Genomic DNA, 23798 nt, shown 5'->3' with positions numbered 1-23798 from the left:
CCGCATCCAAGGGATATGCTCGATACGACCATGCCCGCCCTCCGCGCTGCCAACGACGCCGATTCCACCGACGAGTGGGCGTGGGTGCGGGCGGCGGTGGCCGGCGACACCGCCGCCTACGAGCGCATCTACCATCGGCACGCGCCGCGCCTGTATGCGGTGTTGTGGCGGCTGTGCGGCGGTCATGCCGCGCGTGCCGAGGATGCCCTCCAGGAAGCGTTCCTGCAGGCCTGGCGCGCACTGCCGGGGTTCCGCTTCGACAGCAGCCTGGGTACCTGGCTGCACCGGCTGGGGGTAAACGCGGCACTGATGGAGATTCGCGCCAATGCCGCCCGCGACGCGGGCGACAGCGGCGAAGAAGGCTGGGACCTGCTGGCGGCAGTGCCGGCAGTGGATCGCTGCGCGGGGACCAGCCTGGACCTGGAGCGCGCGCTGGAGACCCTGCCGCCGCGCGCCCGGGCGGTGCTGGTGCTGCACGATATCGAAGGATGGAAACACCAGGAGATTGCCGACCAGCTGCAGATGGCGGTGGGCAGTTCCAAGGCACAGTTGCACCGCGCGCGCGGCCTGTTGCGCGCGCGCCTGGGAGAACCGGCATGAACGACAACCACGACCTCGATTCCGATCTGCAGTCGCGCCTGCGCGCGCTGCCCGCCGAACGATTGCCGCCAGCGGATGCCTGGCAGCGCATCGCTGCGCAGCTTCCGCCGCGCGTGGCTGCGCTGCCAGTCTCTGCGCCCGCACCGCGTGCGCGCCGTTGGTCGCTGCGCATCGGCCTGGGCCTGGCCGCCGCGCTGGCGGTGCTGGTGGTGGTACCCACCTCCACACCGCCCACGCCGCGCCCATCGCCCCTGCAACGGCAGGCCGACGTGATCGCCGCCGCGTACCAGCAGGCGATGGCCACGCTGCCGGCGGCCCCGATCGGCGCGGACTGGCAGCCGGCGCTGCACGAACTGGATACCAGTGCCGTGTACATCCGCGCGGCCATCGCCGAAAACCCGCGCTCGGGTTACCTGCTTACCCAGCTGCAGCGCACCTACGCGCTGCGCCTTGAACTTACCCAGCAGGCCGTCAACGCCGCTGGCCTGCCATCCTGAAGGAGAGTCCCATGCGAAACACCGTGCGTTTCACCGCAGCCCTGGCCGTGCTGCTGCCCCTGGCCGCGCAGGCCGCCACCCGCGTCGACGAGCGCCATCCGCTGGCCGCGGGTGGGCGCGTGGAAGTGAGCAACATCGCCGGCAAGGTCACCGTGCGGGGCTGGGACCGCAATGAAGTGGCGTTGACCGGCAGCATGGCCGATGGCCTGCGCCTGCAGCAGGACAAGAGCACCAACCGGGTGCGCTGGGAAGTGATCTACCCGCGCAACGGCAACAATGGTGGCGCCACGCTGGAGCTGCGGGTGCCGCGCTCGGTGGAAGTGCAGCTGGGCACGGTAAGCGCCGACATCGACGTGGCCGAGGTCGACCTGCGCCGCCTGCAGGCCAATGCGGTAAGTGGCGATGTCTCGGCCGCCGGGCGAACGGCCGAAGCCAACCTGAGTACCGTCAGCGGCGATATCCGCGCGCAGGTGCAGAGCCAGCGCATGGCACTGCGTGCGGTCAGCGGTTCGATCCAGGCCGGCGGCGGCATGGGCGGTGAGGTCTCGGCGGAAACGGTATCGGGCAGCATCCGCCTGGACACGGCGCAGGTGCAGCGCCTGGCCGCCGAAGCGGTCTCCGGCAACCTCACCGTGGCAGCGTCCGGCCTGGCGCCGGGTGGCAAGGTGACGTTGCAGACGGTGAGCGGGTCGATCGCCCTGCGCCTGCCGGCCAGGGTCTCGGCGCAGCTGGCCGTGAAGACCTTCAGTGGCGACATCCAGTCCGATGCCGGCCAGGTGGAACGGCCGCGTTATGGCCCGGGTCGCAGCCTGGACACGCGCCTGGGCGGGGGTGACGGCGATATTTCGATCAATGCCCATTCGGGCAACGTGCGGGTCTCGCTGGGCGGCCGCTGAGTGCGGCCCCCGCACCGGCCAGGGGCCGGTGCGGACGGCAGCGGCGTCAGCCGGCCTTTTTCAGCGCCAGGGTGTTGCCCAGTACTTCGATCTTGCCGCCGCTCTTGCGGAACGCAGCCAGATCGGCAGCGATGCTGGCGCTGCTCAGTGCGGTGTTGGAACCCTGCTTGCGGTCAACGCGAACGGTGTTGCCTGCCTTGGGGGAGGTCTTTGGCGAACGGGCCATGGATGCTCCTGTCATGGGTGTAGCGTGGAAAAAATCGTCGACGCATCGTGCTGTTGTCGACGGTAGTCCTGCCGCACGAGGCGGCAGTCATCGCCGCCCATCGCAAACTGGCGGCAGATCGCGGGACGCTGCGAATAAATGGTGCAGCGCAGGTGATAGGGGTCGATCGCGGCACACCAACCTTCGTCGTTGCGCGCCATCACGGTGCGGCCCGCTTCGTCGGTATCCAGCAGGTAGCCGGGTACCGCGTCGTCAGGCATGACGGTGACCGACAGCCGGCAACAGACTGCGTCGCAGCGGCGGCAGTCGATGGGATCGGCCTTGGCGATTTCGCCCAATCGAATCTCTCTTGGCGGCTCGGGGTGCTGCATGCTGGGAACGAGCCGGATCACAGCGATAGACGATCCCAGCGCCGCGGACGGATCCGGACGGCGGCGGTATCGGCGAGGATGGTGGCCTCTTCGAGGCTGGGTACGACATGCGCATTGCGCATCGAAGCCGAAAGATGATAGCGCTTTCGGCGTAACGTTTTGTTAATGCGAGGGTTCCACGGCCGGAAACCCTTGTCCCACGGGACTTCGCGGCCGCAGGCTCAGCCTGCGGCGGCCCACGCCAGGCCGTGCACCACGCCGAACGAGGGGTTGCCGCGCACCAGCGTCGAGCCGGGGAAGGCAGCGGCCACCGCCGTCTGCAGATAGCCCGCGCGTGACATGCCGCCGGTCAGGAAGATCGCCGCCGGGTCGTGCCCGATATCGGCGCGGACCTGTTCCAGCAACCCGGTCAGTTCGCCCAGGTAGCTGCCGGCCGCCGCTTCCAGCCGGGACGGGTCGACGTCCACCCCCAGGTCGCGTTCGATGAAGTCCAGCGCACTGGTGTGCTCTGGCGCGCTGCTCAGGGCGATCTTGCAGCGCTCCACCTCGCGGTACAGGCGTGCGGTGTTGCCGGTGTCCTGCAGCGCCTGCAGGCGCGCGCCCCACGGCGCCTCGGCCTCGCGATAGTTGTGCTGGCGGAAATCGCGCTGGCGGGTCATGTCCTGCACCATCGCGGCCTCCACGTAGTGGTGCGCCGGCACGCGGCTGTGGCCGCGGCCGAACAGCGGCATGTAGGCGCCGAGGCTCAAGGCCAGGTCGATATCGGTACCGCCGCGCGCGATACCCCACGCGCGATGGATCTTCGGGGCCTGTACGCCGCCCACCCGCGCATGCGCCACATCGGTGGTGCCGCCGCCGATGTCGACCACCACCGCGTCATGTTCCTGCGCGCTTTCGGCGTGGTAATGCATGGCTGCGGCAGCCGGCTCCTCCAGGAAATCGACGCTGTCGAAACCCGCGGCGATCGCGGCGGTGTGCAGGATATCCAGCGCCTGGTCGTTGCCGGCCGCGCCGATCGAGCTGCGGAACTGCACCGGGCGGCCCAGCGTGGCGGTGCGCACCGGCGCGTCGAGCTGGCGCGATGCGGTCAGCCGGATGTGCTCCAGGATGTGCGTGGCGATACCGGTGATGGTCTGGCGCGCGCGCGGGTGCAGGTTGTAGCCCAGCATCGATTTCGGGCTCTGCACCAGGTTGCCTTCGTTCTCCTCGAAGTAGGCTTCCAGCGCCTCGTCCCCGTACACCGCGTTCTGCAGCAGCTTGGTCGAGCTCAGCGGCGCGCGCATCTGCTCTTCCATCCACTGCCGGCGCACCACGCGCAGGGCCTCGCGGCGCAGCGCATCCGGCGCGCGTTCCTGGCCGGCGGCGCGGGCGTCGCGCGCGGCCGCGTCGATCAACCGGGCCAGTTCGTGCTCCAGCGCCGGGGTCAGTTCGAAGTCGTTGGGATCGCGCATTACCTCGGGGAAGTACACCGTGGTGCGGAACTGTTCGGCCTCGCCAAACCGGATCGGCACGACCCGGCCGTCCACCACGGCGGCGGCGGCGGAGTTGCTGGTGCCAAAGTCGATGCCGATTTTCATGCGGGGCCGGGCCGGAGGTCAGGGGGCGCGCACTGTGCGGCAAGCGGGCCGCCGGTGCAAGGCCTGCCCGGGCCGGGCGGTTACAATGGGGGTTGTTCCGAACCTGAAGGCTTCATCATGTCCGCCGCACCCGCCTGCCCGCAATGCACCCTGGAAAACACCTATGCCGATGGCGCGCTGTGGATCTGCGCCGACTGCGGCCATGAGTGGGCGGCCGGCGATGAAGGCGGCCAGGGCCTGGTCGTGCGTGACAGCAACGGCAACACGCTGGCCAGCGGCGACACCGTCACCGTGATCAAGGACCTGAAGGTCAAGGGCTCGTCGATCCCGCTCAAGCAGGGCACCGTGATCCGCAACATCCGCTTGGTCGAAGACGATGCCGAGCACATCGAAGGCAACTCGGACAAGATCAAGGGCCTGGTCCTGAAGACCTGTTTTTTGAAAAAAGCGTAGGTAACGACCGTTGGTCGTTACGGATCAGCGGCGGCACGCCGCCATTCAATTGCTGGCCGTGCGTTCCCGCCATTTCTGCAGGCTGTCCAGCTTGGCCTGGTAGGTCGCCCGCAGCACGTCGGCATCTTCGCCGGCCAGGTCGCGGGCACGCAGCATTGCAAGCGAGGCGCGGCGGGTGTTGCCGGCCAGGAAGTAGGCGCGTGCCAGCCCGAAATGGAACTGGTGCGCACTGCTGTACAGGCGCACCGCCTGCTGGTAGTACTGGATGGCCTTCGCATAGTCGTGACGCTGTTCGGCTTCGTTGCCGAACCGGAACTGCGCGAAGGGATCGCTTTTCTGCACCTGTTCCAGCCGCTTGGCCAGCACGTCAGCGCGGCGCGCATCGCCCAGCCTGCGATACAAGGCGCTGGCATTGGTCAGCGCCGCCGCATGCCGCGGTTGCAGCTGCAGGGCCTGTTCGTAATCCTTCCGGGCCTGGTCCAGGCGGCCTTCGCGGGTATCAAGCACGCCCAGGTTGTTCCAGCCGGCAGGGAAGGCCGGTGCCATCGCCAGCGCGGCGTCCAGGTACACGCGCGCCTGCGCGGTGTCTCCCTCGGCCATGTGTTCGGCGCCGCGGTTGTTGTAGAAGTGCGCCAGGGCGCGCTGCTCGGTGATCGGGCGCGGCCCGTAGCGGTCATACAGCACGTTGCGGTCCAGGTCGACCACGGCGGTGCGACCGTTGAGGTTGAGCCCCACGTTGACGTGGCCCACGTTGTAGATCACGCCCTGGTCCTGGTGCCAGGTGACCACCTGCGCCACCTCCTGTACCCGGGCATCGATGCCCGCCGCGCGCGCCAGGGTGACGAACATCAGGGTGAAGGACAGGCAGTTGGCGCGGTGGGTTTTCCAGGTTTCGGCCAGGGTGTGGGTGGCGTACGGGTCGTACTCCAGGTGCATCGCGTCTTCGTCGAAGATCAGGTGCACCAAGCGCACCAGCCGTTGTTCGCGCGAACTGACCGGGGCGATCACCCGTTCCTGCAGCAACGCGCGAAGATCCGGCGGAATGGCCAGGATCTGCTGGGGAGAGGGGATGGGTTCGACCGCCGGGGCCTGCGTGGCAGCGGTATCCGCAGGCGCGGCCAGCACCGGCGTCGGTGCGGCGGCCAACAGGGCCAACAGGGCAAGGGATTTCCAGCCGTTCATCGCGGTCACCTCGCGGGCATGACGAAGCCTTCGTTCCTGCAGTCTAGGCCGACGCCCGGCAGCCGGCGCACCGCTTGTCGGCCTGTTGCACCAGCCACCGCCCTTGCCATCCGCCGCGGGACCGGCCAATGATGCCGCCATGACCTTCTCCCCGCTTTCATTGCCGGCGGCCATGCAGGCCGACCTGGAAGCCGCCTACGCCACGCCCCCGCGGGCCTATCACGGCTACCCTCACGTGCGCGCGGTGCTGCTGCACTGCCAGGCGGTGGCGGAGGGCCCTGGCTGGGCGCACCCGCGCGAAGTGCAGCTGGCCGCGCTGTACCACGATGCGATCTACGAAGCCGGGCGCAACGACAACGAAACCCGCTCAGCCGCGCTGGCACGTGCGCAGGTGGAGCGCTGGCTGCCGGGCGCCGGCGTGGATGTGGCCCGGATCGAACAGCTGATCCTGCTGACCGCGCGCCATGGCACCCTGGGCGCCGCCGACGTTGACCCCGAAGCGGCCTTGTTCCTGGACTGCGACATGGCCATCCTGGGCGCGCCGCCCGACGTGTTCGATGCCTACGACCGTGGCATCGCCGAGGAGTACGCCGGGCATGTGCCGGGCTTCCTGTTCCGGCTCAACCGGCGGCGGTTCCTCAAGCACCTGCTGCGCAGCCCGCGCATCTTCCTGAGCGACTTCTTCCACCAGCGCCTGGATGCGCCGGCGCGGGCCAACCTGCGTCGGCGACTCGGGCACTGACAGCGGTCGATTACACTGCACCGGTTGAAATCCGTCGCTCACGCCATGCCCGTTCCCCTCCCATCCGCCACGCCCGATCCAGATCCGCGCCCGCAACCGCCGGAAGAACCCGGCCCCAACGAGTGCTGCGGCAGCGGCTGCCCGCTGTGTGTGCTGGACCTGTACAGCGACGAGCTGCAGCGCTATCGCGCCGCCCTCGCGGCCTGGCGGCTGCGCCACCCCGACGCCGCGCCCTGAGCACCGATCGCGATGGATCGACCGGCCCATACCCCTGCACGGTTGCCTGCCCACGCCCACGTGGCTGCACTGACGCTGCTGGCGCTGGCGGGGTTCGTGCTGACCGCGTTGTGGACCCAATGGGTGCGCCAGGACCTTGACTGGGTGCAGGCCACGCTGAGCGTGTACCTGCACGGCCCCTGGGGCCTTGCGCTGCGGACCGCCTACTGCGTACTGGCCGTGGCGATCATGCTGCTGGCCTGGTCACTGCACGCCGCCAGCCGCTCGCCGCGGCGCAGTGCGGCGGCGCCGCTGCTGTTCTGCGTGGCGGGACTGGGGCTGATGGGCGTGGCCATCGGCGACAGCTGGCTGCCCGGGCAGGCGCCGCTGCTGGCCCCGTTGGTCCATGGCCTGGCGGCCAACACCGCGTTCCTGTGCGTAAGCGTGGCGATGCTGCTGCAGAGCTGGTACCTGCGTGCCGACCCGCAGTGGGCGCGCTGGGCCAGCGCCGCGTGGTGGTGGGCCTGGCTGTGTTTCGCGCTGCTGTGGCTGCACGTGCTGTGGCGGGGCCCGCCGCGTGGGGCCGGGCAGAAGCTGGTGATCGCCGCAGTGGTGCTGTGGTTGTTCGTGGCCGCGCTGCAGCTGTGGCGGCAGGCGCGACGTGAAGAGGCTGCACGAAAATAAAAAGGCGTATCGTGGGGCGACTTTTCCGGGATGCGTGACGATGCGGCGAGCCAGTGTGGGCAGGGGACTGGGAGTGGTGCTGGGCCTGGTGTCGATGATGGGGGCCGCAGCGGCCCCGGCGGCGCCGCAGCAGGTCAGCCACGGGCGCTTCAACGACGTCCCGATCCACGCGCCGGAAGGCCACCCGCAACGCGTGGTGGTCTGGTTCGATGGTGGCAGCGAACCCCAGCGCACGCGCGAGCGCATCGAAGCCCTGCGCGCGCAGGGCGCCCTGGTGGCCCAGGTCGATGTGGCCCGGCTGCGCACCGGTCTGGCCCACGAAGGGGGCGGCAAGTGCAGCTTTGGCGCAGGCGACGTGGAGAATTTTTCGCGCTGGTTCCAGGCGTACCTGCACGTGCCCGGTTACCACCTGCCGCTGATCGGCGGCGATGGCAGCGGCGCCGAGCTGGCCTATGCAGTGGCGGCGCAGGCCGATACGCAGGTCTTCGCCGGCTTGATCACCACCGGGTTCTGCCCCGACCAGGCGCGCGAGCGCGCGGTGTGCGGCGCCGGTGTCAGCCATGGCCGCCTGCAGCCGGCGGAGCTGGCGTTTCCCTGGTTGAACGCCGCCGGTGACCACAAGTGCACGGCAGGTGACGCCACAGCGTTCGTGCACAAGGTGGCAATGGGGCGGCAGTTCCAACGCACCGCGCGGGGCGATGACCTGCCCGGACTGCTGGCAGCCGCCAATGTGATCGGGGCGCAGAAGGGTGTCAGCCTGGCGCCGCCGCCGGATGGCCTCAACGGCTTGCCGGTGGTGGAAGTACCCGCGCAGAAAGGCGGCGACACCCTGGCCATCTTCGTTTCCGGCGACGGCGGCTGGGCGGGGCTGGACAAGGATGTGGCCGCCGCGCTCAGCGAAAACGGCATTTCGGTGGTCGGCCTGGATTCGCTGCGCTATTTCTGGACGGCGCGCACGCCGGAAGGCTTCGCCCGCGACCTGGAACGCATCGCACGCCATTACGGCAGCCAGTGGCAGCGCAAGCGGCTGCTGCTGGTGGGCTTCTCGCAGGGCGCTGATGTCCTGCCAGCGGCCATCAACCAGCTCGACCCGGCCACGCGCGGGTCGATCGCATTGATCGGCCTGATGTCGGTAGGGCGCAAGGCGGACTACGAATTCCACGTCAGCAACTGGCTGGGCGGCGGCGCGGATGGCCTGCCCATTGCCCCGGAGATCGCCCGGTTGCCGGCAGACCGGACGGTGTGCCTGTACGGCGAGGACGATGGCGATGCACTGTGCCCGGAGCTGCCAAAGGGCGGCGCCACGGTGATTGCGCTGCCGGGCGACCACCATTTCAAGGGCGACTACGACCGCTTGGCGAAGACGCTGCTTGAGCACCTGCCGGCGCGTTGATGGAATCATGGAAGCCGCGTCATCTCCGTTGCGTACACCATCCACGCGGATCTTCCTGCGTGGGGTGTTGAGTGTTTCCAGTTTCATCCGTTGCGCCGACGCGCCAGTCTCCGCCTGTCGAGGTGTCCGATGAGCGGCCTTCGGTGGGACGCCTTCAGGCGCCCGCGATGATCTCCAATGCGCCCATCGAGCGGCGCTTGTACGCGCTGATGGCCGATGACCGCTCGGCGCCCCGGGCGGGAGATGGGTCTTCCGCGCAGAAGATGGCCGACGCCCTGTCGCTCTGGCGCGCGGGCGACCGTAACGCCTCCACCCGCGAGCAGTTCTGCGCAGGCTTGAAGGAAACGCTGGAGCGGTTGGTCAGGGACAATGACGTCGACCTGCGCAAGGCGATCCTGCAGCATCGTTTTCCCAAGGTGAAGGACTATCGCCTGCTTGTGGCTTCCCCGGAATGCGAGGCCGCGCTGCAGGCCGCGAAGAAGTTGAGGAACCTCGCGCATCCTGCGCGCATCGAGCGCGAACCGGATCCAGCCAGAAAGACACACCTGGAAGCGCTCGCCGCCGCCGTGGACGATGCCCGGGCAGGCACGGGCGAGTGGGCCAACGTGACGGCAGGCGCCTGCGCGCTGGGCGAAAAAATCGCGGCCGACTTCGCGCCGCATGCGGACGTGCTGGCCGAAAAGCAGGAACTGGAACGGGAGGCCAGCGTGAACGAATATCTGGCGCAGCGGGCAACGCATCAGTCCCGGAGCGGAGGCGGCGCGCGCGGGCGGGACGTGGAAGATCGCGTCGGCACCGCACTGACACAGCTCTGCAACGCAATGAACGAGGCGACCGCTTCCAGTGAGGATCCGGGCTATCGCATCGTCCGTGGTGCCAACGTCCCGCCTGCGCTGCGCCCGGCGGAGAGCAGGCACGTCAAGGGAGAGCTCGATTTCCTGCTGATGCACGGCAACGACGTGGTGCTGGTGGGTGAAACCAAGGCCGGTGGCGCGACCGCGATCGGCGCGGATTGCCTGAAGCTCCGCAACGCGGTGGTGGAAATGGCCGCCCGCGCGCAGCAGGACAGGGCCTACGCGTTTACCCTGGGCGGCGACAAGCGTTCGGTGGACGTCGGCGGAAAGGGCAAACTGCAGGTCAGCGGGGAGTCGCTCAAGCGGCTGGCGGCAGCGCCAGGGGATGCGCCGGACGTCCAGCCCACCTGGCCTGCCAGCGCGCGGTACTTCCTGCCCGACGCGGTTGCCGGCATCCCGCTGTCGCAGCGTGCAGTGGCCTACCTCACCTGGCGCCCTGCGAGCCTGGATTACGCGCAGGCCTTGTTCGACGGCGCGCAACCGGCCGTCGAGGGGCTCGAGTCCGTGTGGCGCGAGCTGGGCGAAGACCCCAAGCTCGCGTGGATATGGGAGGAGCGTGCCTTGGCCGAGCAGGCGCTGAACGCCGTGCACGGCAGCGAGAGCATTGCCGGCTTCACTGCGGCGTTCGCGCAGATGAAGCCCGGGTCCTGACTGCCGCGTTACGTCTTCCGCGGCGCCAGTGAGATCAACCGTGTCGCATCCAGCAGCGCCGCTGGCAGGTGCATGCCGCCCGGCGCCGCCAGATAACGTGCGCGCCACTGCGGCGCGAACTTGGATTTGAAGCGGCGCAGCCCGCTGAAGCCGTAGAAGCGCTCGCCGTGCCGTGCGACCACGTTGGCAAAGCGGTTCCAGCGGCCGGCCAGGCGGTGCTGGGCCAGGCCCGACAGCGGCGCCATGCCCAGCGAGAAACGGTGGAAGCCCTGCGCGCGCCCCCACAGGAACAGCTCGATGAACAGGAAATCCATCGTGCCTTTCGGTGCATCGTCGACGTGCCGCATCAGGTCCACCGACAGCTCGTGCCCGGCCGGTGCCTGCCACAGGTTGGCGAAGGCGACGATGCGGCCCTCGGCCTCGACCACGGCCACCGGGAAGCGCACCAGGTAGTCCAGATCGAAACTGCCCAGCGAAAACCCTTTCTCGTCGCCGGCCTTGTCGTCCAGCCACTGCTGCGATACCTCGGCCAGTGCGGGAATCAACGCGGCAACCTCGTCGGGCGGTGCAACGCGGAAGCTGAGGCCGCTGCGCTTGCCCCGGTTCCAGGCCTGGCGCAGGTCGGCGCGTTCGCGTCCCTCCAGCCCGAAGTCCTGCAGCGGCACCATCGCTTCCTCGCCCAGTTTCACCAGGGTCAGCCCCAGGTCGAGGTAGGTCTGCCAGTACGCTTCGCCCACCTGGTAGAACACCGGGCGCAGGCCGAGGCGATCCGCCTCCTCGCGGAAGCGCCAGATCAAGGCGCGTGCGACGTCCGGGGGCCCGACCGGATCGCCCATCGCGATCAGCGAACCGCCGTAGCGCTGCATCATCACGAAGCCGCGCCCAGCATCGTCGCGCAGTACGGCCTTGTCGGCGGTGAGCACCAGGCAGGCCTGGGTGTCCTGCGCCGCCTGCAGGATCGGCGCCAGCGCGTCGAGCGTGGCCGGGTCGGCTGCCGGCAGGGGCGTGCGGGTGCTGTGCAGCAGCCGCGCCAGGCCGAAGATGGCCAACGCGATTGCTACCACCAGCAGTGCGCGCAGCGCACGCGGTGCGTTGCCCTGCGCGGCGAATTGCCACCACAGCTCGTTCTGGTATTCGACATGGCTGTAGACGAAGAACAGCAGCCAGATCACCGCCACCAGCACCAGACCCAGGTTGCGGATCCACGGCCACGACCACGCTTCGTCGAGCAGCGCGCCCTGCCGGTAGAACTCGCGACGCGACGCCCACAGCGCCATCGCCACCAGCACCGAGGCCAGCGCGATCAGCACCTGCCCGCCGCGCAGCCAGATCGGCAGCGGCGCGATCACGCAGATCGCCAACGCCAGCATCCAGGCCGCATGGCTGCGCCGCTGCAGGCCCTGGCCGATCAGCAGCAGCACCACGCCGGCCAGGCTGCCGAGCAGGTGCGAGGTTTCCAGGATCGGCAGCGAGGCATGCAGCAGGTGCCGGCGCGGGGTGGGCAGGGTGCCGTCGATCACCAGCGCGGCGCCCACGCTGAACACCGCCAGCGCGATGATCTGCGGCAGCCAGGGCCGCAGCGCGGTCCAACCCGCGCGGGTAGCGCCGGCACCCACGCGCAGTGGACGGCGAAGTGCCGGCGCCACGGCCAGCACGGTGGCCAGCAACAGCGGCAACACGTAGTAGGTGACCCGATAGATCAGGGCCGCTGCAAGCACCGCAGCAGGCGCCACCTGCGGCAGCAGCTTGAGCAGGCTCCACTCGAACACGCCCAACCCGGCCGGCACGCTGGAAATCAGTCCGGCCAGCACGGCCACCAGATACAGGCCGACAAACCCGGGCAGCCCGGTCGGGGTATCCATCGGCAGCAGCACGTAGAACGCCGCGCTGGCCAGCACCAGCTCCACCACGCTGAGCGCGGTCACGCCCAGCATCGTGCGGCGATCGGGCAGCCACAGCGCGTGCCCGCGGATCTGGAAGCTGCGGCCCTCGCGCCCGACCAGCAGCACCGTGCCCACGTAGGCGAGCAGGCCTGCCGCGCCCAGCATGCGTACGGCCTGCGCCGACACGGGCAATGCGAGTGCGGCGGCGCCCGGTTCCAGCAGGAAGGCCAGCGCCAACAGCAGCCAGGCGCCGAACACGAAGCCCAGCGTGCTCATCAGTACCACCTGGCCGATCTCGGCCAGGCTCAGCCCGGCGCCGCCATAGCCGCGCAGGCGCACCGCACCGCCGGTCAGTGCCGCAAAGCCGAGCGTCTGCCCCAGGGTGTGGGCGAGGAAGGCGGTGATGCCCACCCGTGCCGGGTGCAGGCGCTTGCCGCTGCGACGCAGGCCTATCGCGTCAAATCCGATCAGGCAGGCGTAGCTGGCCAAGCCCAGGATGACGGTCAATGCGATCTGGCCAGCGCCCAGCTGGTGGAAGGCCTCACGGATGGCGCGATAGCCGTGGTCGTCGAATTCGTTGGCCAGGCCACGCAGGGCCAGCGCCAGGATGCCCAGGCTGAAGACGACGGTCGCCGCGCGGCGCCAGCCGACGCGGGACGAGGGGGCAGGTGCAGGATCGGTCATCGGTACAGCGTGCTCCGGGGCAGGCGATGAAGAGGTCAAAGCACGCCAGCGTGCCTCGCCGGCGCATCGTGCGCTTCCGCCGGGGACTTGCCAAGCCGGGTGGCTGTGCGCGCTGTGGCTGCTTGGATCGGCCGCAACGACAGCGTGACCCCGCTTCGGCGACAATGCCTGGACCATCACAGAGGAGCCATCGCCATGTTGGAACGTTTCGACGTCGGTCCGCGTATGTCCGAAATGACCGTGCACAACAAGGTCGCTTACCTGTCCGGGCAGATCCCCGAAGACACCAGCCAGGACATCACCGGCCAGACCCGCCAGGTGCTGGCCGAGATCGACAAGCTGCTGGCGCTGGTGGCCAGCGACAAGCAGCACGTGCTGCGCGCGGAAGTCTACCTGGCCGACATCGGTGATTTCGCCGGCATGAACGCCGCGTGGGACGAATGGGTGGTGGCGGGCATGACCCCGGCGCGTGCGACGGTGGAAGCCAAGCTGGCCGACCCGAGCTGGAAAGTGGAGATCGTGATTACGGCTGCGTTGCCGTAAGCACCAGTTCAATGCAGTCCACCGGACACGGTGGAATGCACAATTCGCAACCGGTACACAGATCGGCGATGACGGCGTGCATGTACCTGGCGCCGCCCACGATCGCATCCACCGGACACGCCTGGATGCACTTGGTGCAGCCGATGCAGTCGGCCTCGATCACCCGCGCGACCTGCGCGGGCTTGTGCTCGCCGCGGCTGCGGTCGAACGGCAGCGCCGGCACTTCCAGCACGCGTGCCAGCGCGCGCGCGCCTTCATCACCTCCGGGCGGGCAGTGGTCCACGCCTGCCTCGCCACGCGCCATCGCCTCGGCGTACGGGCGGCAGCCGTCGTAGCCGCACTGCCCGCATTGGGTCTGCGGCAGCAGGCGGTCAAGGCGTTCGACCAGGGGCAGGGAAGGCGATGTCATGCGTGGCGTCGGCTGCGCGGGAGCTTCATTTCAGGGGTTTTCCGCGGTACCAGCGTTCCTGCGCCAATGCGAGCATCGGCCGGTCTTCGCGGCTGTCGCCGTAGGCATGGATGCGCACGTAACGCGACAGGTCATAGCGCGCCCGGATGCGGTCGGCCTTGTGCGGCGCGCAGTCACCCTCGGCATAACGCCCGGTCAGGCGGCCATCCTGGCTTTCCAGCCGGTTGCAGATCAGGTCCAGCCCCAGCGCCTCGCACCACGGGCGCAGGTACAGGTCCAGCGAACCGGACACGATCACCACCGTATGCCGCTGCTGCAGGTGCCAGCGGATCTGCTCCAGCATCTGCGGGCGCACCACCTCGGGCAGCACCTCGCGGGAGAACCCGGCCGCCAGGGTGGCGATGTCGTCGGCGTGGCGGTCGCGCAGGGTCAACCCGGTCACGCGCGCACGGATGCGCTCGGCGGAAATCAACTTCAACCGATAGGCCAACAGCCACGGACCCACCTTCCACCACGCCTGGGCCAACTGCTCGGGCGTGGCCACCCGGCGCAGGAAACGCGCGTACGTATCGCAGTCGGTGACGGTGTGATCGAAGTCGACAAGGGCCAATTCCATCTACGCCCTCCCGGCAGGCATCAGCGAACCGGCATGCCCGGCAGCGCGGTGCTGTCGGCATCGAGCAGCGCCAGCGCGCCACCGTCGAAGCCCGCCGACAGGATCATGCCTTCGCTCACGCCGAAGCGCATCTTGCGCGGGGCCAGGTTGGCGATGAACACCACGCTGCGGCCGACCAGCGCTTCGGGTTCGCCATAGCTGGCACGGATACCGGAGAAGATCTGGCGCTTGCCCAGCTCACCGGCATCCAGTTCGAAGCGCAGCAGCTTGTCCGAGCCTTCGACGAACTCGCAGGCCAGCACCTTGCCGATGCGCAGGTCCAGCTTGGCGAAATCGTCGATACCGATATACGCCGGGCCTTCCGCCGCCGCAGCGGGAGCGGCGGCCGGCGCGGCAGCAGGCGCCGCCGGCTTGGCGGGCTTGGCCGGGGCTGCAGGTGCGGGGGCGGCGAGGGTGTCTTTGGAAGCGTCGGTCATGGCGTCAATCATTTTCGGGTCGATACGGGTGAACAGCGGGCTGTACACGGCGATGGTGTGGGCCAGCAGCGGCGAGGCGATGTCGGTCCAGCGCAGCACTGGGGCGGCCAGGAATGTTTCGGCCTGCGCGGCAGTAGCCGGCAGCACCGGCTTGAGCGCGGTGACCAGCACGCGGAACAGGTTCAGGCCCTGGGTGCACACCGACTGCAGCTGCGCGTCGGCGCCCTCCTGCTTGGCGATCACCCACGGTTTCTGCTCGTCGATGTAACGGTTGGCCTCGTCGGCCAGCGCCATGGTCAGGCGCAGCGCGGCAGCCGGATCATTGCGCTCGTACGCCTCGCGCACCGGCGCCAGCGCGGCCACGAAGCGGTCGTACTGCGCAGCATCGGGCAGCGCGTCGGCCAGGCGGCCGTCGAAGCGCTTGCTGATGAAACCGGCGCAGCGGCTGGCCAGGTTGACGAACTTGCCGACCAGGTCGGCGTTCACGCGCGCGATGAAGTCGCCCAGGTTCAGGTCGAGATCGTCGACGCCGCCGGAGGACTTGGCCGCGAAGTAATAACGCAGTGCTTCCGGCTCCAGCCCGGCATCCAGGAAGGTGCGGGCCATGACGAACGTACCGCGCGACTTTGACATCTTGGCGCCGTCCACGGTGAGGTAGCCGTTGACGTGCAGGCGGGTCGGCGCGCGGTGGCCGGTGCCGTGCAGCACCGCCGGCCAGAACAGGCCGTGGAAATTGACGATGTCCTTGCCGATGAAGTGGTGCAGTTCGGTGCTGGTGCCGGCGCGCAGGTGCGCGTCGAAATCCTCGCCGTTCTTCGCGCACAGCGCCTGGAAGCTGGACAGGTAGCCGATCGGCGCATCCAGCCACACGTAGAAGTACTTGCCCGGGTGGCCCGGGATCTGGAAGCCGAAGTAGGGCGCATCGCGGGAAATGTCCCACGCGCGCAGGCCGCCTTCGGCATTGAGCCACTCGCCCAGCTTGGCCTTCACCCCGGGCAGGGCGACATCGCCGGCCAGCCATTCGCGCAGGAAGCTTTCGAAACGGCCGACCTCGAAGAAGAAGTGCTCCGAATCGCGGATTTCCGGCGTGGCGCCGGAAATGACCGAGCGCGGGTCCTTCAGGTCGGTGGGGGCGTAGGTGGCGCCGCACACTTCGCAGTTGTCGCCGTACTGGTCAGGCGTGCCGCAGTTGGGGCAGATGCCCTTGATGTAGCGGTCGGGCAGGAACATGCCCTTGGCCGGGTCGTAGAACTGGGCCACCGAACGGCGCGTGATGTGGCCTTCCGCCTCGAGCTTGAGGTAGAACGCCTCGGTCAGGGCCTTGTTGCCGGCCGAGTTGGTCGAGTCGTAATGATCGAACGCAACGCCGAAGGCGGCGAAATCGCGCTCGTGGCTGGCCTGGATGTTGGCGATGAACGCTTCCGGGGTCACGCCGGCCTTTTCGGCCGCCAGCATGATCGGGGTGCCGTGGGTGTCGTCGGCGCATACGAACCAGGTCTTGCCGCCGCTCATTCGCCGCGCGCGCACCCAGATATCAGCCTGGATGTAGCCGACCAGATGGCCCAGGTGCAGCGGGCCGTTGGCGTAGGGCAGTGCGGTGGTGACAAGAGCGGTGCGGGTCATGATCTGCGCGGGTGCGGGGGGAACGCGGGATTATCGCATGCTCCCCGGAAAGACGAAGGGCCGGCGCGGTCATCCCGCGCCAGCCCCATGTCGTTGATCTGCCAGCGCTTTACGCGGCGGGATTTACTCGCGCACCCAAGTCTGGGCGCGGCAGATGAACGCCACGCAGCCGGACATGTCCAGCTTCTTGCCACCCGGCTGCAGCTCGAGCTTGGACTTGTAGGTCTTGCCGTTGGCCGGATCCAGCACCGTACCGCCGGACCACTTGGTGGTGGTGCCCTTGTCCTGCGTCAGGTTCCACAGGATGGTCATGCCCTTTACCGGCTTGCCCTTGTTGGCGCCGCTGCAGTCGTCACAGACCGGGTTCGGGCCCTTGTCCGAGTGCAGCACTTCCACCACCTTCCCGCTCAACGTGCCATTGGTGGCCTGGGTGATCTCCACGATGGACTTCACCTTGCCGGTCTTGTCATCGATGGTCTTCCAGCGGCCTACCGCGCCGTCGGCCGCCGAGGCCGACATCGCGGCCATCACCAGCGGCAGTGCCAGCAGCAGGGTCTTGAAGGTCTTGCGCATGTTCCCCTCCCAGGGATGTACGTGAATGCCGGCGCGGGGCCGGGACAGCTGGACTGTATACCCATTCGCTCTGGTACGGAACGCATCCCGGCGGTCAGCCACAACGCATTCAGGTGGTTTCGTACAGCTCCAGCGGCAGCCCATCGGGGTCAGCGAAGAAGGTGAAGCGCTGGCCGGTGTACTCGTCAACGCGGATCGGCTCGCAGGGCACGCCTTCGGCCGCGAGGCGTTCAATCATTGGCTCCAGTGCAGCCACCCGGAAGGCCAGGTGGCGCAGGCCCTGCGCTTCCGGGCGACTGGGCCGCGGCGGCGGCGACGGGAAGGAGAACAGCTCGAGCTGGCCACCGTCAGGCAGGGCCAGGTCCAGCTTCCACGAATCGCGCGCGGCGCGGTGGTGTTCGGCCTTCACGGCAAGGCCCAGCACGCGGACGTAGAAGTCGCGCGAGCGGTCGTAATCGGCACAGATCAGAGCGACATGGTGGATGCCGAGCAGCGGTGTCATGGGATCGATTCCTGGTGGCGCATCGGCGCAACCGTCTGAGTGGGGTCGCTACAAATACCGCAACTCGCGCCGGCTTTCTAACTTCTTGTAGAGCCTTGCCCCCCGGCCGTCTCCAACATGCAGCCCTCATCGAGAAGGGCCGCAGACCGCGTGCCGCCTCGGCAAATGCCTGAACGGGAGTGGTCGGATGCACGTCATCGTCAATGCAGGGCAGGACCCCATCGACCTCACCGTCGCTGGGCAGGTCATTCAGCTTGCGCCCGGTGACCGCCTGCTGTTGGCCGGCGTGCCGCTGCCGCGCAACAGCGCGCTGAATGCCGTCGCGCTGGCCGGCAGTGGCATGGCACGGGCGCTGGCCCACTTCGACCATGCCAGCAACGTGCTGCGCCCGGCCGGTGAGCCGCAGCCGGTGTGCTGGGTGGCACAGGCCGCGCTGGAAGACCCCGATGTGGCGGCCGCCTGGCTGATTGACCAGCTCGCCCGCGGTGCCGGCCAGCCCGACGACGGCCAGGCCGCCCAGCTGCTGCGCCACCTGGCGCGCAGTGAAAGCTACGGCCTGATGCGTTTCCTGCTGGACGAAGGCGGCGAAAACTCCGTGGCCGCCCTGGCCCAGCGCTATGGCCTGTCTTCGGCGCAGTTCCACCGGCGCTGCCGGCAGGTACTGGGCCGCCCGCTCAAGCGCGAGCTGCGCATCCAGCGCGCCGCGCGCGCGCTGCTGGCCTATCCCGGCCGCGCGCGCTCGTTCACCTACCTCGCCGCCGATCACGGTTATGCGTCGCTGTCGCACTTCTGCACCGACGTGAAATCGCTGATCGGTTGTTCGCCCCTTTCCGTCTACCGGGCCGTCTCGACGCCCAACGAGTGATCCATGCGTTCCCTGACGTTGTACGTGTTGTTGCTGACCGTTCCTTCCTTCGCCTTCGCACAGACCCCGCTGGAAGGCACCGCGATCCAGGATCGCGCCGACCTGCCGCATGCCTCCGGCTTCGTTTCCCGCGCCGACAGCGCCAGCCACCTGCTCAATGCCATCGGCGCGCGTGCTCGCCAGGCCGTGGTGATCAGCCCCAAGGCACTGAAGAAAAAGGTGAGCGGCAGCTTCGATCTGGCCCGCCCGCTCGACGTGCTGGCCAAGGTCTCCGCCGAACTGGGCCTGGTCTGGTACAGCGACGGCCAGTCCATCTACGTCTACGACGCCGACGAGCAGAAAAACGCCGTGGGCCGCCTGCGGCACACCTCCATCGCCACGTTGTCGGACTTTCTGCGCAAGGCGCGGTTGTCCGATACCCGCTACCCGGTGCGCGGCGGCGGCGCCGATGGCACCTTCTACGTGGCCGGCCCGCCGGTGTACGTGGACATCGTGATGAACGCGGCGCGCTATCTGGACGATTTGTATGAAGGCGCCGACGCCAGCCCGCACCACGTGGAAGTGATCAAGCTGGAGCACAGTTTCGTCAATGGTCGCCGCTACGGCCTGCGCAGCGCGGAAATCGCGCTGCCGGGCGTGGCCGAGGTGCTCGCCGGCGTGCTGAAACTGGGCGATTTCGGTGCAGTGGTCAAGCAGCCGGCGACCCCGCTTGACCCGGCCGCCATCGCCGAAGAGATCCTGCCCGCCACCGCGCCATTGGCGCAGCCGGGCCAGGTGTCCTCGTCGGTGCCGACCGGCCCCGCGCCGGCCGTGGTGATGGCGTATGCGGAAACCAACAGCCTGATCGTGCGCGGCACGCTGGCCCAGATCGAACAGGTCAAGCGACTGGTCGGCGAACTGGACGTTCCCCGCAAGCAGATCGAACTGTCGTTGTGGATCATCGACATCAAGAAGACCGAGCTCGACCGCCTGGGCGTGAACTGGAGCGGTGGCATCAACATCGGCAACCGCCTGTCCATCGGCATCAACCAGGGCAAGTCGGTCAGCACGCTGGATGGCACGCGGTTCCTGGCCTCGGTACAGGCACTGGCCAGCAAGGGGGATGCACACATCATCTCGCGCCCGGTGCTGCTGACGCAGGAGAACATCCCGGCCTATTTCGACAGCAACCAGACCTTCTATGCACAGCTGGTCGGCGACCGCGCCGTGTCGCTGGAGCAGGTGACCTACGGCACCCTGATCAGCGTGCTGCCGCGCATTTCCAGCAGTCATGACGTGGAAATGCAGCTGAAGATCGAGGATGGCGCCGCCGACGCCACCCGCACGGTGGATGCGTTGCCGCTGGTCAACCGCACGGTCATCGACACCGTTGCACGGGTGCCGCAGCAGCTCAGCCTGCTGGTTGGCGGTTACACCCGTTCCTCGGCCGACGACGGCCACAGCGGCATTCCCGGCCTGCGCCGCATCCCGGGCGTGGGCCGGCTGTTCGGACAGGACAGCCGCTCGGCCGAAAGCCACGTGCGGGTGTTCCTGATCCAGCCGCGCCTGCTCACCGGCAGTGACCCGGTCGACCCGTACCGCATGCCCGAGGTATATGGCCCCGGCGTGGGCGACTCGGTGCACGATTCGCTGCGTGCGGTGCATCCGCAGTTCAACTCCGCGGAGGCCGCGCATGGCACTGCCGGCCATTAACCGCCCGATGACCACGCCGTTGCCCGTCACCTCGCGCCAGGCGACGGTGCAGGGAGATCGCGATGACGCGGCGAAGGACCTGCTGGCCGGAGCGGGCAAGCCGTCCCGCCCCGGGACCCTGGCCACCGCCATGTCGATGCAGGATGACCTGGCTGCGCTGGTCGCCTCGTTGCAGCGCCGTCGGGATGGCCAGCGCAGCGTCGGCTCCGGCGAGTCACAGGCGTGGATCGACCATGTGTTGGACGATGAGGTGCACAGCAAGGTCACGGACCTGCGCGCAGTGCTCGACGGCATGCGCAGCCCCGTGCAGTTGCTGGCCCTGCTCCGGCAGCTGTTCCCCGATCCCAGCGACATGCTGGCGGTGCTGCGCTCACTGATCGCCGATGACGAACTGGAGGAATTGCGCGAGCTGTTGCAGCAGTCGCTGGAGCAGCTGCTCGCCGACGAGGCCGCGCAGGGCAATGGCGCGGCTACGCGCGGTGGCCTGAACGTGGCGATCAAGGCGCGGCTGGCCGCGCGCGGCAGCCAGTTCTCGGCCCGCGCGCTGCGCCAGAGCTACCGCGACTTCATCGGCAACCACCAGGACTGCGTGGGCGAATACGCCGGGTGGATCGCACTGTACGGATTCGACCGGCGCGCGCAGGTCGTGGATTTCATGGAGCAGGCGCTGGGTGCGGACATGTACTCGCTGGATCCCAGTGCCTCGCACCTGGAGTTCGGCCGGCTGCTGCGCCAGGTGCGCAACCTGGCCGTGCTGCGCTCGACCGACCACCTGCTGGTCCAGGAAGCCACCCGCGACCGGCTGCTGGCACGGCTGTCCACCACCGCCGAAGCGGTGGTCGGCGGGTTGCTGGATGTAGTGCGCGGCCTGCAGGACTGGGCCGGGCTGTTTGCCGGCCCGCTGGCCGACACACGCGTCGCGCTGTCGGCACGGGAGCGGGCGCGCCTGGTGCAGGCCCTGCGTCGTGCCCTGGGCGGCCTGCCCGATGCGGTGTGGAGCGATGACGTCGCGCGCGAACGCGCGGCGCAGTCCCTGGAGGTCATGGTGGTGGAAAGCATGAAACGCGAACGCTGGCACGCCGGCCACGCCTGCGGGGTGAGCGTATGAGCGCCACCGCCAACACCGCAGCGCGCGGGCTGGGTGCCCGCGCGCGCGGCATCCTGCGCCCGGAGCTGGCCCTGGTGGTGCTGATGGCCGTGATCGTGGCCATGCTGATCATCCCGCTGCCGACGATCCTGGTCGACCTGCTGATCGGCCTGAACATGGCCGTGGCCATCGTGATTTTCCTGAGCTCGTTCTACGTCGAGCGCATCCTGAACTTCTCCACGTTCCCCTCGGTACTGCTGTTCACCACGCTGATGCGGCTGGCGCTGTCGGTCAGCACCAGCCGGCTGATCCTGCTCGACGCCGATGCCGGCCACATCATCAGTGCCTTCGGCGATTTCGTGGTGGGCGACAACCTGGTGGTGGGTGCGGTGATCTTCGCCATCATCACCCTGGTCCAGTTCATCGTGATCACCAAGGGTTCCGAGCGTATCGGTGAAGTGGTGGCGCGCTTCTCGCTCGACGGCATGCCCGGCAAGCAGATGAGCATCGACGCGGACCTGCGCGCCGAGGCCATCACCTCGGAAGAAGCACAGCGCCGCCGTCGCGACGTGGAACGCGAAAGCCAGCTCTATGGCTCGTACGACGGTGCCATGAAGTTCGTGAAGGGCGATGCCATCGCCGGCATCGTGATCGTGTTCGTCAACCTGTTCGGCGGTATCGCCGTGGGCATGCTGCAGCATGGCATGGCTTTCTCGCAGGCGCTCAACACCTTCACCCTGCTGACCATCGGCGATGGCCTGGTCGCACAGATTCCCGCACTGCTGATCTGCATCAGCGCCGGTTTCATCGTCACCCGGGTCAGCGGCGAGAGCAACAACCTGGGCGCCAACATCCTGGGCGAACTGTTCAACAGCAACGTGGTACTCGGCACCGGCGCGGTGCTGGTGCTGCTGCTGGGCCTGCTGCCCGGCTTCCCGCTGCCGGTGTTCGCCGGCCTGGCCGTGGGCCTGGCGGCCATGCTCGTGTGGCGCCTGCGCCGTGCCAAGACCGCCGATGCCGGCGGCACCCCGGGGACGGGGCAGGGCGGCGCTGCGCCGCCGGCCGCCAAGGGCGACGCCGCCAACGCCCGCCTCACCAGCGAAACCCTGCCGCTGATCCTGTTGATGCCGCCGTCGCTGCATGAGGCGGGCGTTGCCGGCCAATGGGAAGAGCAGCTGCGTCACGACGCCTTCGTCAACACCGGCATGCAGCTCGCACCGCTGGTCCTGCGCAGCCACACCCCGGCCAAGGACCACGAGGTCAAGGTGCTGATCAACGAGATTCCGGCAGCGTCCTCGCACGTGGTCAGCGGGCACGTGCGGGTCTGGGGCCGGCAGGACGAACTGGAAGCACTCGACATGGGCCTGGTGGTACCGCACGACGGCGGCACCGCGCGCTGGGTGCTGGCCGACGCGCACGAAGACGTGCGCGCACTTGGGTGCGATGTCTCCAGCGACTACGAGGAACTGCGCCGGCTGGTGCACGGCGCGGTACAGCGCAACATCGGTGAGCTGTTCGGCATCCAGGAAGCCAAGCATGTCCTGGACGCGTTGGAGAAGCGCTTCCCCGAACTGGTCAAGGAAACCTACCGGCACATGCCGATCCAGCGCGTGGCCGAAGTGTTGCAGCGCCTGCTCCGCGAGGACGTTTCCATCCGCAACATGAAGGTGGTGCTGGAAACCCTGGCCCAGTGGGGCCAGCGCGAAAAGGACGTGATCCTGCTGGTGGAGCACGTGCGTGGCGCACTGGCCCGCTACATCTCCGCGCGCTTCGCCCGCGATGGGCGCATTCCCGCGATCCTGGTGTCCAGCCCGGTTGAAGACCAGATCCGCGCCGGCATCCGCCAGAGCCAGGGTGCGGCCTACCTCAACCTGGAGCCGGCCGAAGCCGGTGAGCTGATGGATCGCTTCGCCCTGCATGTCGGCGAAGTCGCCGCGCACCGCCCCGACGTGGTGCTGATGGTCGCGCCGGACATCCGTCGCTTCGTCAAGCGCTTCATTGAAACCCGCCTCCCCTCGACCGCGGTGCTCTCGTTCGCCGAGATCTCCGACACGGTCACCCTTGATGTGATGAGAAGCTTATGACCTCCCTGCTGGATACCCTCAACTCCGCCCTCAAGGAACTGGGCTGCGACCCATCGCGGTTCCAGTTCGACACCCACTCCTCGGTGGTGATGGGCTTCGCCGACGTGGGCGAGCTTCTGCTCGATCCGGTGGACGACATGGTGTACCTGTGGGGCCGCCTGGATACCTCGCCGGCCGAGCGCTTCAGCAACCGTGCCGATGAGCTGCTCACCGCGCTGTCCGCACCGGCCGCACACTTCGCCAATGGTTGCCTGGCGCTTCGCCAGCTTGAAGACGGCTGCCTGGTCGGCGGCGCGCTGCAGCCGGATTGTCGCCACGAATCGAGCCTGCTGGCCGCTGCCATAGAAGGGTTCCACGCGCGCGTGATCGAACTGCAGGCCCTGCTGCGGTGACAGCGGCCACGCCCTGCTGGCGCCCTT

General features: G+C 68.5%; 25 protein-coding genes. 15 read left to right on the top strand and 10 right to left on the bottom strand.

Translation table 11 applies throughout. The features are described 5' to 3' along the window. Positions 1 to 15 precede the first annotated feature (15 nt). The 3 genes from BAY15_RS13825 to BAY15_RS13815 are packed head-to-tail and all read left to right on the top strand — an operon-like array spanning position 16 to position 1993. The gene (locus BAY15_RS13825; RefSeq protein WP_068853596.1) at positions 16 to 600 is read left to right on the top strand and encodes an RNA polymerase sigma factor; all 585 of its coding nucleotides are present in this window, start codon (positions 16 to 18) and stop codon (positions 598 to 600) included. Then, a complete protein-coding gene (locus tag BAY15_RS13820) occupies positions 597 to 1097 on the top strand; it encodes a hypothetical protein (RefSeq protein WP_068853595.1) in 501 nt (166 codons plus the stop codon). Before BAY15_RS13825 ends, BAY15_RS13820 begins: the two co-directional genes overlap by 4 nt. Before the next feature lie 11 nt (positions 1098 to 1108). After that, entirely contained in the window at positions 1109 to 1993 is an 885-nt protein-coding gene (locus tag BAY15_RS13815; RefSeq protein WP_068853594.1) for a DUF4097 family beta strand repeat-containing protein, read from the top strand. A gap of 46 nt (positions 1994 to 2039) precedes the next feature. On the opposite strand, the gene BAY15_RS13810 is transcribed toward BAY15_RS13815, so the two are convergent. The 3 genes from BAY15_RS13810 to BAY15_RS13800 all read right to left on the bottom strand — a co-directional run bounded on the left by BAY15_RS13810 (position 2040) and on the right by BAY15_RS13800 (position 4167). Next, complete coding sequence (locus BAY15_RS13810) at positions 2040 to 2219, bottom strand: hypothetical protein (RefSeq protein WP_068853593.1); 180 nt, start codon at positions 2217 to 2219, stop codon at positions 2040 to 2042. 11 nt (positions 2220 to 2230) lie between these two features. Further along, a complete protein-coding gene (locus BAY15_RS13805; RefSeq protein WP_335743694.1) occupies positions 2231 to 2479 on the bottom strand; it encodes a YkgJ family cysteine cluster protein in 249 nt (82 codons plus the stop codon). A gap of 332 nt (positions 2480 to 2811) precedes the next feature. Further along, a complete protein-coding gene (locus BAY15_RS13800; protein ID WP_068853591.1) occupies positions 2812 to 4167 on the bottom strand; it encodes an Hsp70 family protein in 1356 nt (451 codons plus the stop codon). A gap of 117 nt (positions 4168 to 4284) precedes the next feature. Here BAY15_RS13800 and BAY15_RS13795 point away from each other — a divergent pair, with 117 nt between their 5' ends. Then, positions 4285 to 4620: a zinc ribbon domain-containing protein YjdM gene (locus tag BAY15_RS13795; protein ID WP_068853590.1), complete on the top strand. Its 336-nt coding sequence runs from the start codon at positions 4285 to 4287 to the stop codon at positions 4618 to 4620. Between the two features lie 45 nt (positions 4621 to 4665). Here the strand turns inward: BAY15_RS13795 and BAY15_RS13790 are convergent, their stop codons facing one another. Next, positions 4666 to 5802 carry a tetratricopeptide repeat protein gene (locus tag BAY15_RS13790; protein ID WP_068853589.1) on the bottom strand — a complete coding sequence of 379 codons (1137 nt, stop codon included), beginning with the start codon at positions 5800 to 5802 and terminating at the stop codon, positions 4666 to 4668. Positions 5803 to 5941: 139 nt separating this feature from the next. On the opposite strand from BAY15_RS13790, the gene BAY15_RS13785 reads away from it, so the two are divergent. From BAY15_RS13785 to BAY15_RS13765, 5 genes are all read left to right on the top strand, one after another. Beyond that, a complete protein-coding gene (locus BAY15_RS13785) occupies positions 5942 to 6544 on the top strand; it encodes an HD domain-containing protein (protein WP_068853588.1) in 603 nt (200 codons plus the stop codon). 45 nt (positions 6545 to 6589) lie between these two features. Then, complete coding sequence (locus BAY15_RS13780; RefSeq protein WP_068853587.1) at positions 6590 to 6781, top strand: oxidoreductase-like domain-containing protein; 192 nt, start codon at positions 6590 to 6592, stop codon at positions 6779 to 6781. Positions 6782 to 6793: 12 nt separating this feature from the next. Then, positions 6794 to 7444, top strand: a complete 651-nt coding sequence (locus BAY15_RS13775) for a DUF998 domain-containing protein (RefSeq protein WP_068853586.1) — start codon at positions 6794 to 6796, stop codon at positions 7442 to 7444. A 40-nt stretch (positions 7445 to 7484) separates the two neighbouring features. Then, complete coding sequence (locus tag BAY15_RS13770; RefSeq protein WP_068853585.1) at positions 7485 to 8837, top strand: virulence factor family protein; 1353 nt, start codon at positions 7485 to 7487, stop codon at positions 8835 to 8837. A gap of 167 nt (positions 8838 to 9004) precedes the next feature. Further along, positions 9005 to 10342, top strand: coding sequence for a hypothetical protein (locus tag BAY15_RS13765; protein WP_068853584.1), 1338 nt, complete (start codon positions 9005 to 9007; stop codon positions 10340 to 10342). Between the two features lie 8 nt (positions 10343 to 10350). Here the strand turns inward: BAY15_RS13765 and mprF are convergent, their stop codons facing one another. Further along, entirely contained in the window at positions 10351 to 12909 is a 2559-nt protein-coding gene (mprF, locus tag BAY15_RS13760) for a bifunctional lysylphosphatidylglycerol flippase/synthetase MprF (RefSeq protein ID WP_068853583.1), read from the bottom strand. A gap of 195 nt (positions 12910 to 13104) precedes the next feature. On the opposite strand from mprF, the gene BAY15_RS13755 reads away from it, so the two are divergent. Next, a complete protein-coding gene (locus BAY15_RS13755) occupies positions 13105 to 13452 on the top strand; it encodes a RidA family protein (protein WP_068853582.1) in 348 nt (115 codons plus the stop codon). Here the strand turns inward: BAY15_RS13755 and rnfB are convergent. From rnfB to gloA2, 5 genes are all read right to left on the bottom strand, one after another. After that, positions 13433 to 13861 (bottom strand): Rnf electron transport complex subunit RnfB, encoded by a 429-nt coding sequence (gene rnfB, locus BAY15_RS13750; RefSeq protein WP_068853581.1) that lies wholly within the window; start codon positions 13859 to 13861, stop codon positions 13433 to 13435. The two genes, BAY15_RS13755 and rnfB, sit on opposite strands and share 20 nt — an antisense overlap. 25 nt (positions 13862 to 13886) lie before the next feature. Further along, positions 13887 to 14477, bottom strand: coding sequence for an HAD family hydrolase (locus BAY15_RS13745; protein WP_068853580.1), 591 nt, complete (start codon positions 14475 to 14477; stop codon positions 13887 to 13889). Between the two features lie 20 nt (positions 14478 to 14497). Next, positions 14498 to 16576: a methionine--tRNA ligase gene (gene metG / locus BAY15_RS13740; RefSeq protein WP_068853579.1), complete on the bottom strand. Its 2079-nt coding sequence runs from the start codon at positions 16574 to 16576 to the stop codon at positions 14498 to 14500. A gap of 123 nt (positions 16577 to 16699) precedes the next feature. After that, a complete protein-coding gene (locus BAY15_RS13735) occupies positions 16700 to 17149 on the bottom strand; it encodes a DUF2147 domain-containing protein (protein ID WP_068853578.1) in 450 nt (149 codons plus the stop codon). Positions 17150 to 17258: 109 nt separating this feature from the next. Beyond that, a complete protein-coding gene (gene gloA2 / locus BAY15_RS13730; protein ID WP_068853577.1) occupies positions 17259 to 17651 on the bottom strand; it encodes an SMU1112c/YaeR family gloxylase I-like metalloprotein in 393 nt (130 codons plus the stop codon). Positions 17652 to 17838: 187 nt separating this feature from the next. On the opposite strand from gloA2, the gene BAY15_RS13725 reads away from it, so the two are divergent. Genes BAY15_RS13725 through BAY15_RS13705 form a run of 5 tightly spaced genes read left to right on the top strand, consistent with a single transcriptional unit; the run spans position 17839 to position 23771 of the window. Next, positions 17839 to 18516 carry a helix-turn-helix domain-containing protein gene (locus tag BAY15_RS13725; protein ID WP_068853576.1) on the top strand — a complete coding sequence of 226 codons (678 nt, stop codon included), beginning with the start codon at positions 17839 to 17841 and terminating at the stop codon, positions 18514 to 18516. Positions 18517 to 18519: 3 nt separating this feature from the next. Then, entirely contained in the window at positions 18520 to 20208 is a 1689-nt protein-coding gene (sctC, locus tag BAY15_RS13720; RefSeq protein WP_083214194.1) for a type III secretion system outer membrane ring subunit SctC, read from the top strand. Then, entirely contained in the window at positions 20189 to 21316 is a 1128-nt protein-coding gene (gene sctW / locus BAY15_RS13715) for a type III secretion system gatekeeper subunit SctW (protein ID WP_157771751.1), read from the top strand. Before sctC ends, sctW begins: the two co-directional genes overlap by 20 nt. Next, positions 21313 to 23379: an EscV/YscV/HrcV family type III secretion system export apparatus protein gene (locus BAY15_RS13710; RefSeq protein WP_068853573.1), complete on the top strand. Its 2067-nt coding sequence runs from the start codon at positions 21313 to 21315 to the stop codon at positions 23377 to 23379. The genes sctW and BAY15_RS13710 overlap by 4 nt, the downstream gene beginning before the upstream one ends. After that, a complete protein-coding gene (locus BAY15_RS13705) occupies positions 23376 to 23771 on the top strand; it encodes a hypothetical protein (RefSeq protein WP_068853572.1) in 396 nt (131 codons plus the stop codon). The genes BAY15_RS13710 and BAY15_RS13705 overlap by 4 nt, the downstream gene beginning before the upstream one ends. Positions 23772 to 23798 lie beyond the last annotated feature (27 nt).

The organism is Stenotrophomonas rhizophila, assembly GCF_001704155.1.
In the GTDB taxonomy this organism is placed as follows: Bacteria; Pseudomonadota; Gammaproteobacteria; order Xanthomonadales; family Xanthomonadaceae; genus Stenotrophomonas; species Stenotrophomonas rhizophila_A.
This window is presented reverse-complemented; position numbering and strand designations above follow the sequence as displayed.

Excerpts from the sequence above, each read along its gene's own strand:
- metG (WP_068853579.1), bottom strand. The coding sequence starts at position 16,576 with ATGACCCGCACCGCTCTTGTCACCACCGCACTGCCCTACGCCAACGGC.
- gloA2 (WP_068853577.1), bottom strand. The coding sequence starts at position 17,651 with ATGACACCGCTGCTCGGCATCCACCATGTCGCTCTGATCTGTGCCGAT.
- BAY15_RS13770 (WP_068853585.1), top strand. The coding sequence starts at position 7,485 with ATGCGGCGAGCCAGTGTGGGCAGGGGACTGGGAGTGGTGCTGGGCCTG.
- BAY15_RS13815 (WP_068853594.1), top strand. The coding sequence starts at position 1,109 with ATGCGAAACACCGTGCGTTTCACCGCAGCCCTGGCCGTGCTGCTGCCC.
- sctW (WP_157771751.1), top strand. The coding sequence starts at position 20,189 with ATGGCACTGCCGGCCATTAACCGCCCGATGACCACGCCGTTGCCCGTC.
- BAY15_RS13705 (WP_068853572.1), top strand. The coding sequence starts at position 23,376 with ATGACCTCCCTGCTGGATACCCTCAACTCCGCCCTCAAGGAACTGGGC.
- BAY15_RS13785 (WP_068853588.1), top strand. The coding sequence starts at position 5,942 with ATGACCTTCTCCCCGCTTTCATTGCCGGCGGCCATGCAGGCCGACCTG.
- BAY15_RS13790 (WP_068853589.1), bottom strand. The coding sequence starts at position 5,802 with ATGAACGGCTGGAAATCCCTTGCCCTGTTGGCCCTGTTGGCCGCCGCA.
- BAY15_RS13820 (WP_068853595.1), top strand. The coding sequence starts at position 597 with ATGAACGACAACCACGACCTCGATTCCGATCTGCAGTCGCGCCTGCGC.
- BAY15_RS13755 (WP_068853582.1), top strand. The coding sequence starts at position 13,105 with ATGTTGGAACGTTTCGACGTCGGTCCGCGTATGTCCGAAATGACCGTG.
- rnfB (WP_068853581.1), bottom strand. The coding sequence starts at position 13,861 with ATGACATCGCCTTCCCTGCCCCTGGTCGAACGCCTTGACCGCCTGCTG.
- BAY15_RS13725 (WP_068853576.1), top strand. The coding sequence starts at position 17,839 with ATGCACGTCATCGTCAATGCAGGGCAGGACCCCATCGACCTCACCGTC.
- BAY15_RS13800 (WP_068853591.1), bottom strand. The coding sequence starts at position 4,167 with ATGAAAATCGGCATCGACTTTGGCACCAGCAACTCCGCCGCCGCCGCC.
- BAY15_RS13735 (WP_068853578.1), bottom strand. The coding sequence starts at position 17,149 with ATGCGCAAGACCTTCAAGACCCTGCTGCTGGCACTGCCGCTGGTGATG.
- mprF (WP_068853583.1), bottom strand. The coding sequence starts at position 12,909 with ATGACCGATCCTGCACCTGCCCCCTCGTCCCGCGTCGGCTGGCGCCGC.
- BAY15_RS13805 (WP_335743694.1), bottom strand. The coding sequence starts at position 2,479 with ATGCCTGACGACGCGGTACCCGGCTACCTGCTGGATACCGACGAAGCG.
- BAY15_RS13775 (WP_068853586.1), top strand. The coding sequence starts at position 6,794 with ATGGATCGACCGGCCCATACCCCTGCACGGTTGCCTGCCCACGCCCAC.
- BAY15_RS13745 (WP_068853580.1), bottom strand. The coding sequence starts at position 14,477 with ATGGAATTGGCCCTTGTCGACTTCGATCACACCGTCACCGACTGCGAT.
- sctC (WP_083214194.1), top strand. The coding sequence starts at position 18,520 with ATGCGTTCCCTGACGTTGTACGTGTTGTTGCTGACCGTTCCTTCCTTC.
- BAY15_RS13710 (WP_068853573.1), top strand. The coding sequence starts at position 21,313 with ATGAGCGCCACCGCCAACACCGCAGCGCGCGGGCTGGGTGCCCGCGCG.
- BAY15_RS13825 (WP_068853596.1), top strand. The coding sequence starts at position 16 with ATGCTCGATACGACCATGCCCGCCCTCCGCGCTGCCAACGACGCCGAT.
- BAY15_RS13795 (WP_068853590.1), top strand. The coding sequence starts at position 4,285 with ATGTCCGCCGCACCCGCCTGCCCGCAATGCACCCTGGAAAACACCTAT.
- BAY15_RS13810 (WP_068853593.1), bottom strand. The coding sequence starts at position 2,219 with ATGGCCCGTTCGCCAAAGACCTCCCCCAAGGCAGGCAACACCGTTCGC.
- BAY15_RS13765 (WP_068853584.1), top strand. The coding sequence starts at position 9,005 with ATGATCTCCAATGCGCCCATCGAGCGGCGCTTGTACGCGCTGATGGCC.
- BAY15_RS13780 (WP_068853587.1), top strand. The coding sequence starts at position 6,590 with ATGCCCGTTCCCCTCCCATCCGCCACGCCCGATCCAGATCCGCGCCCG.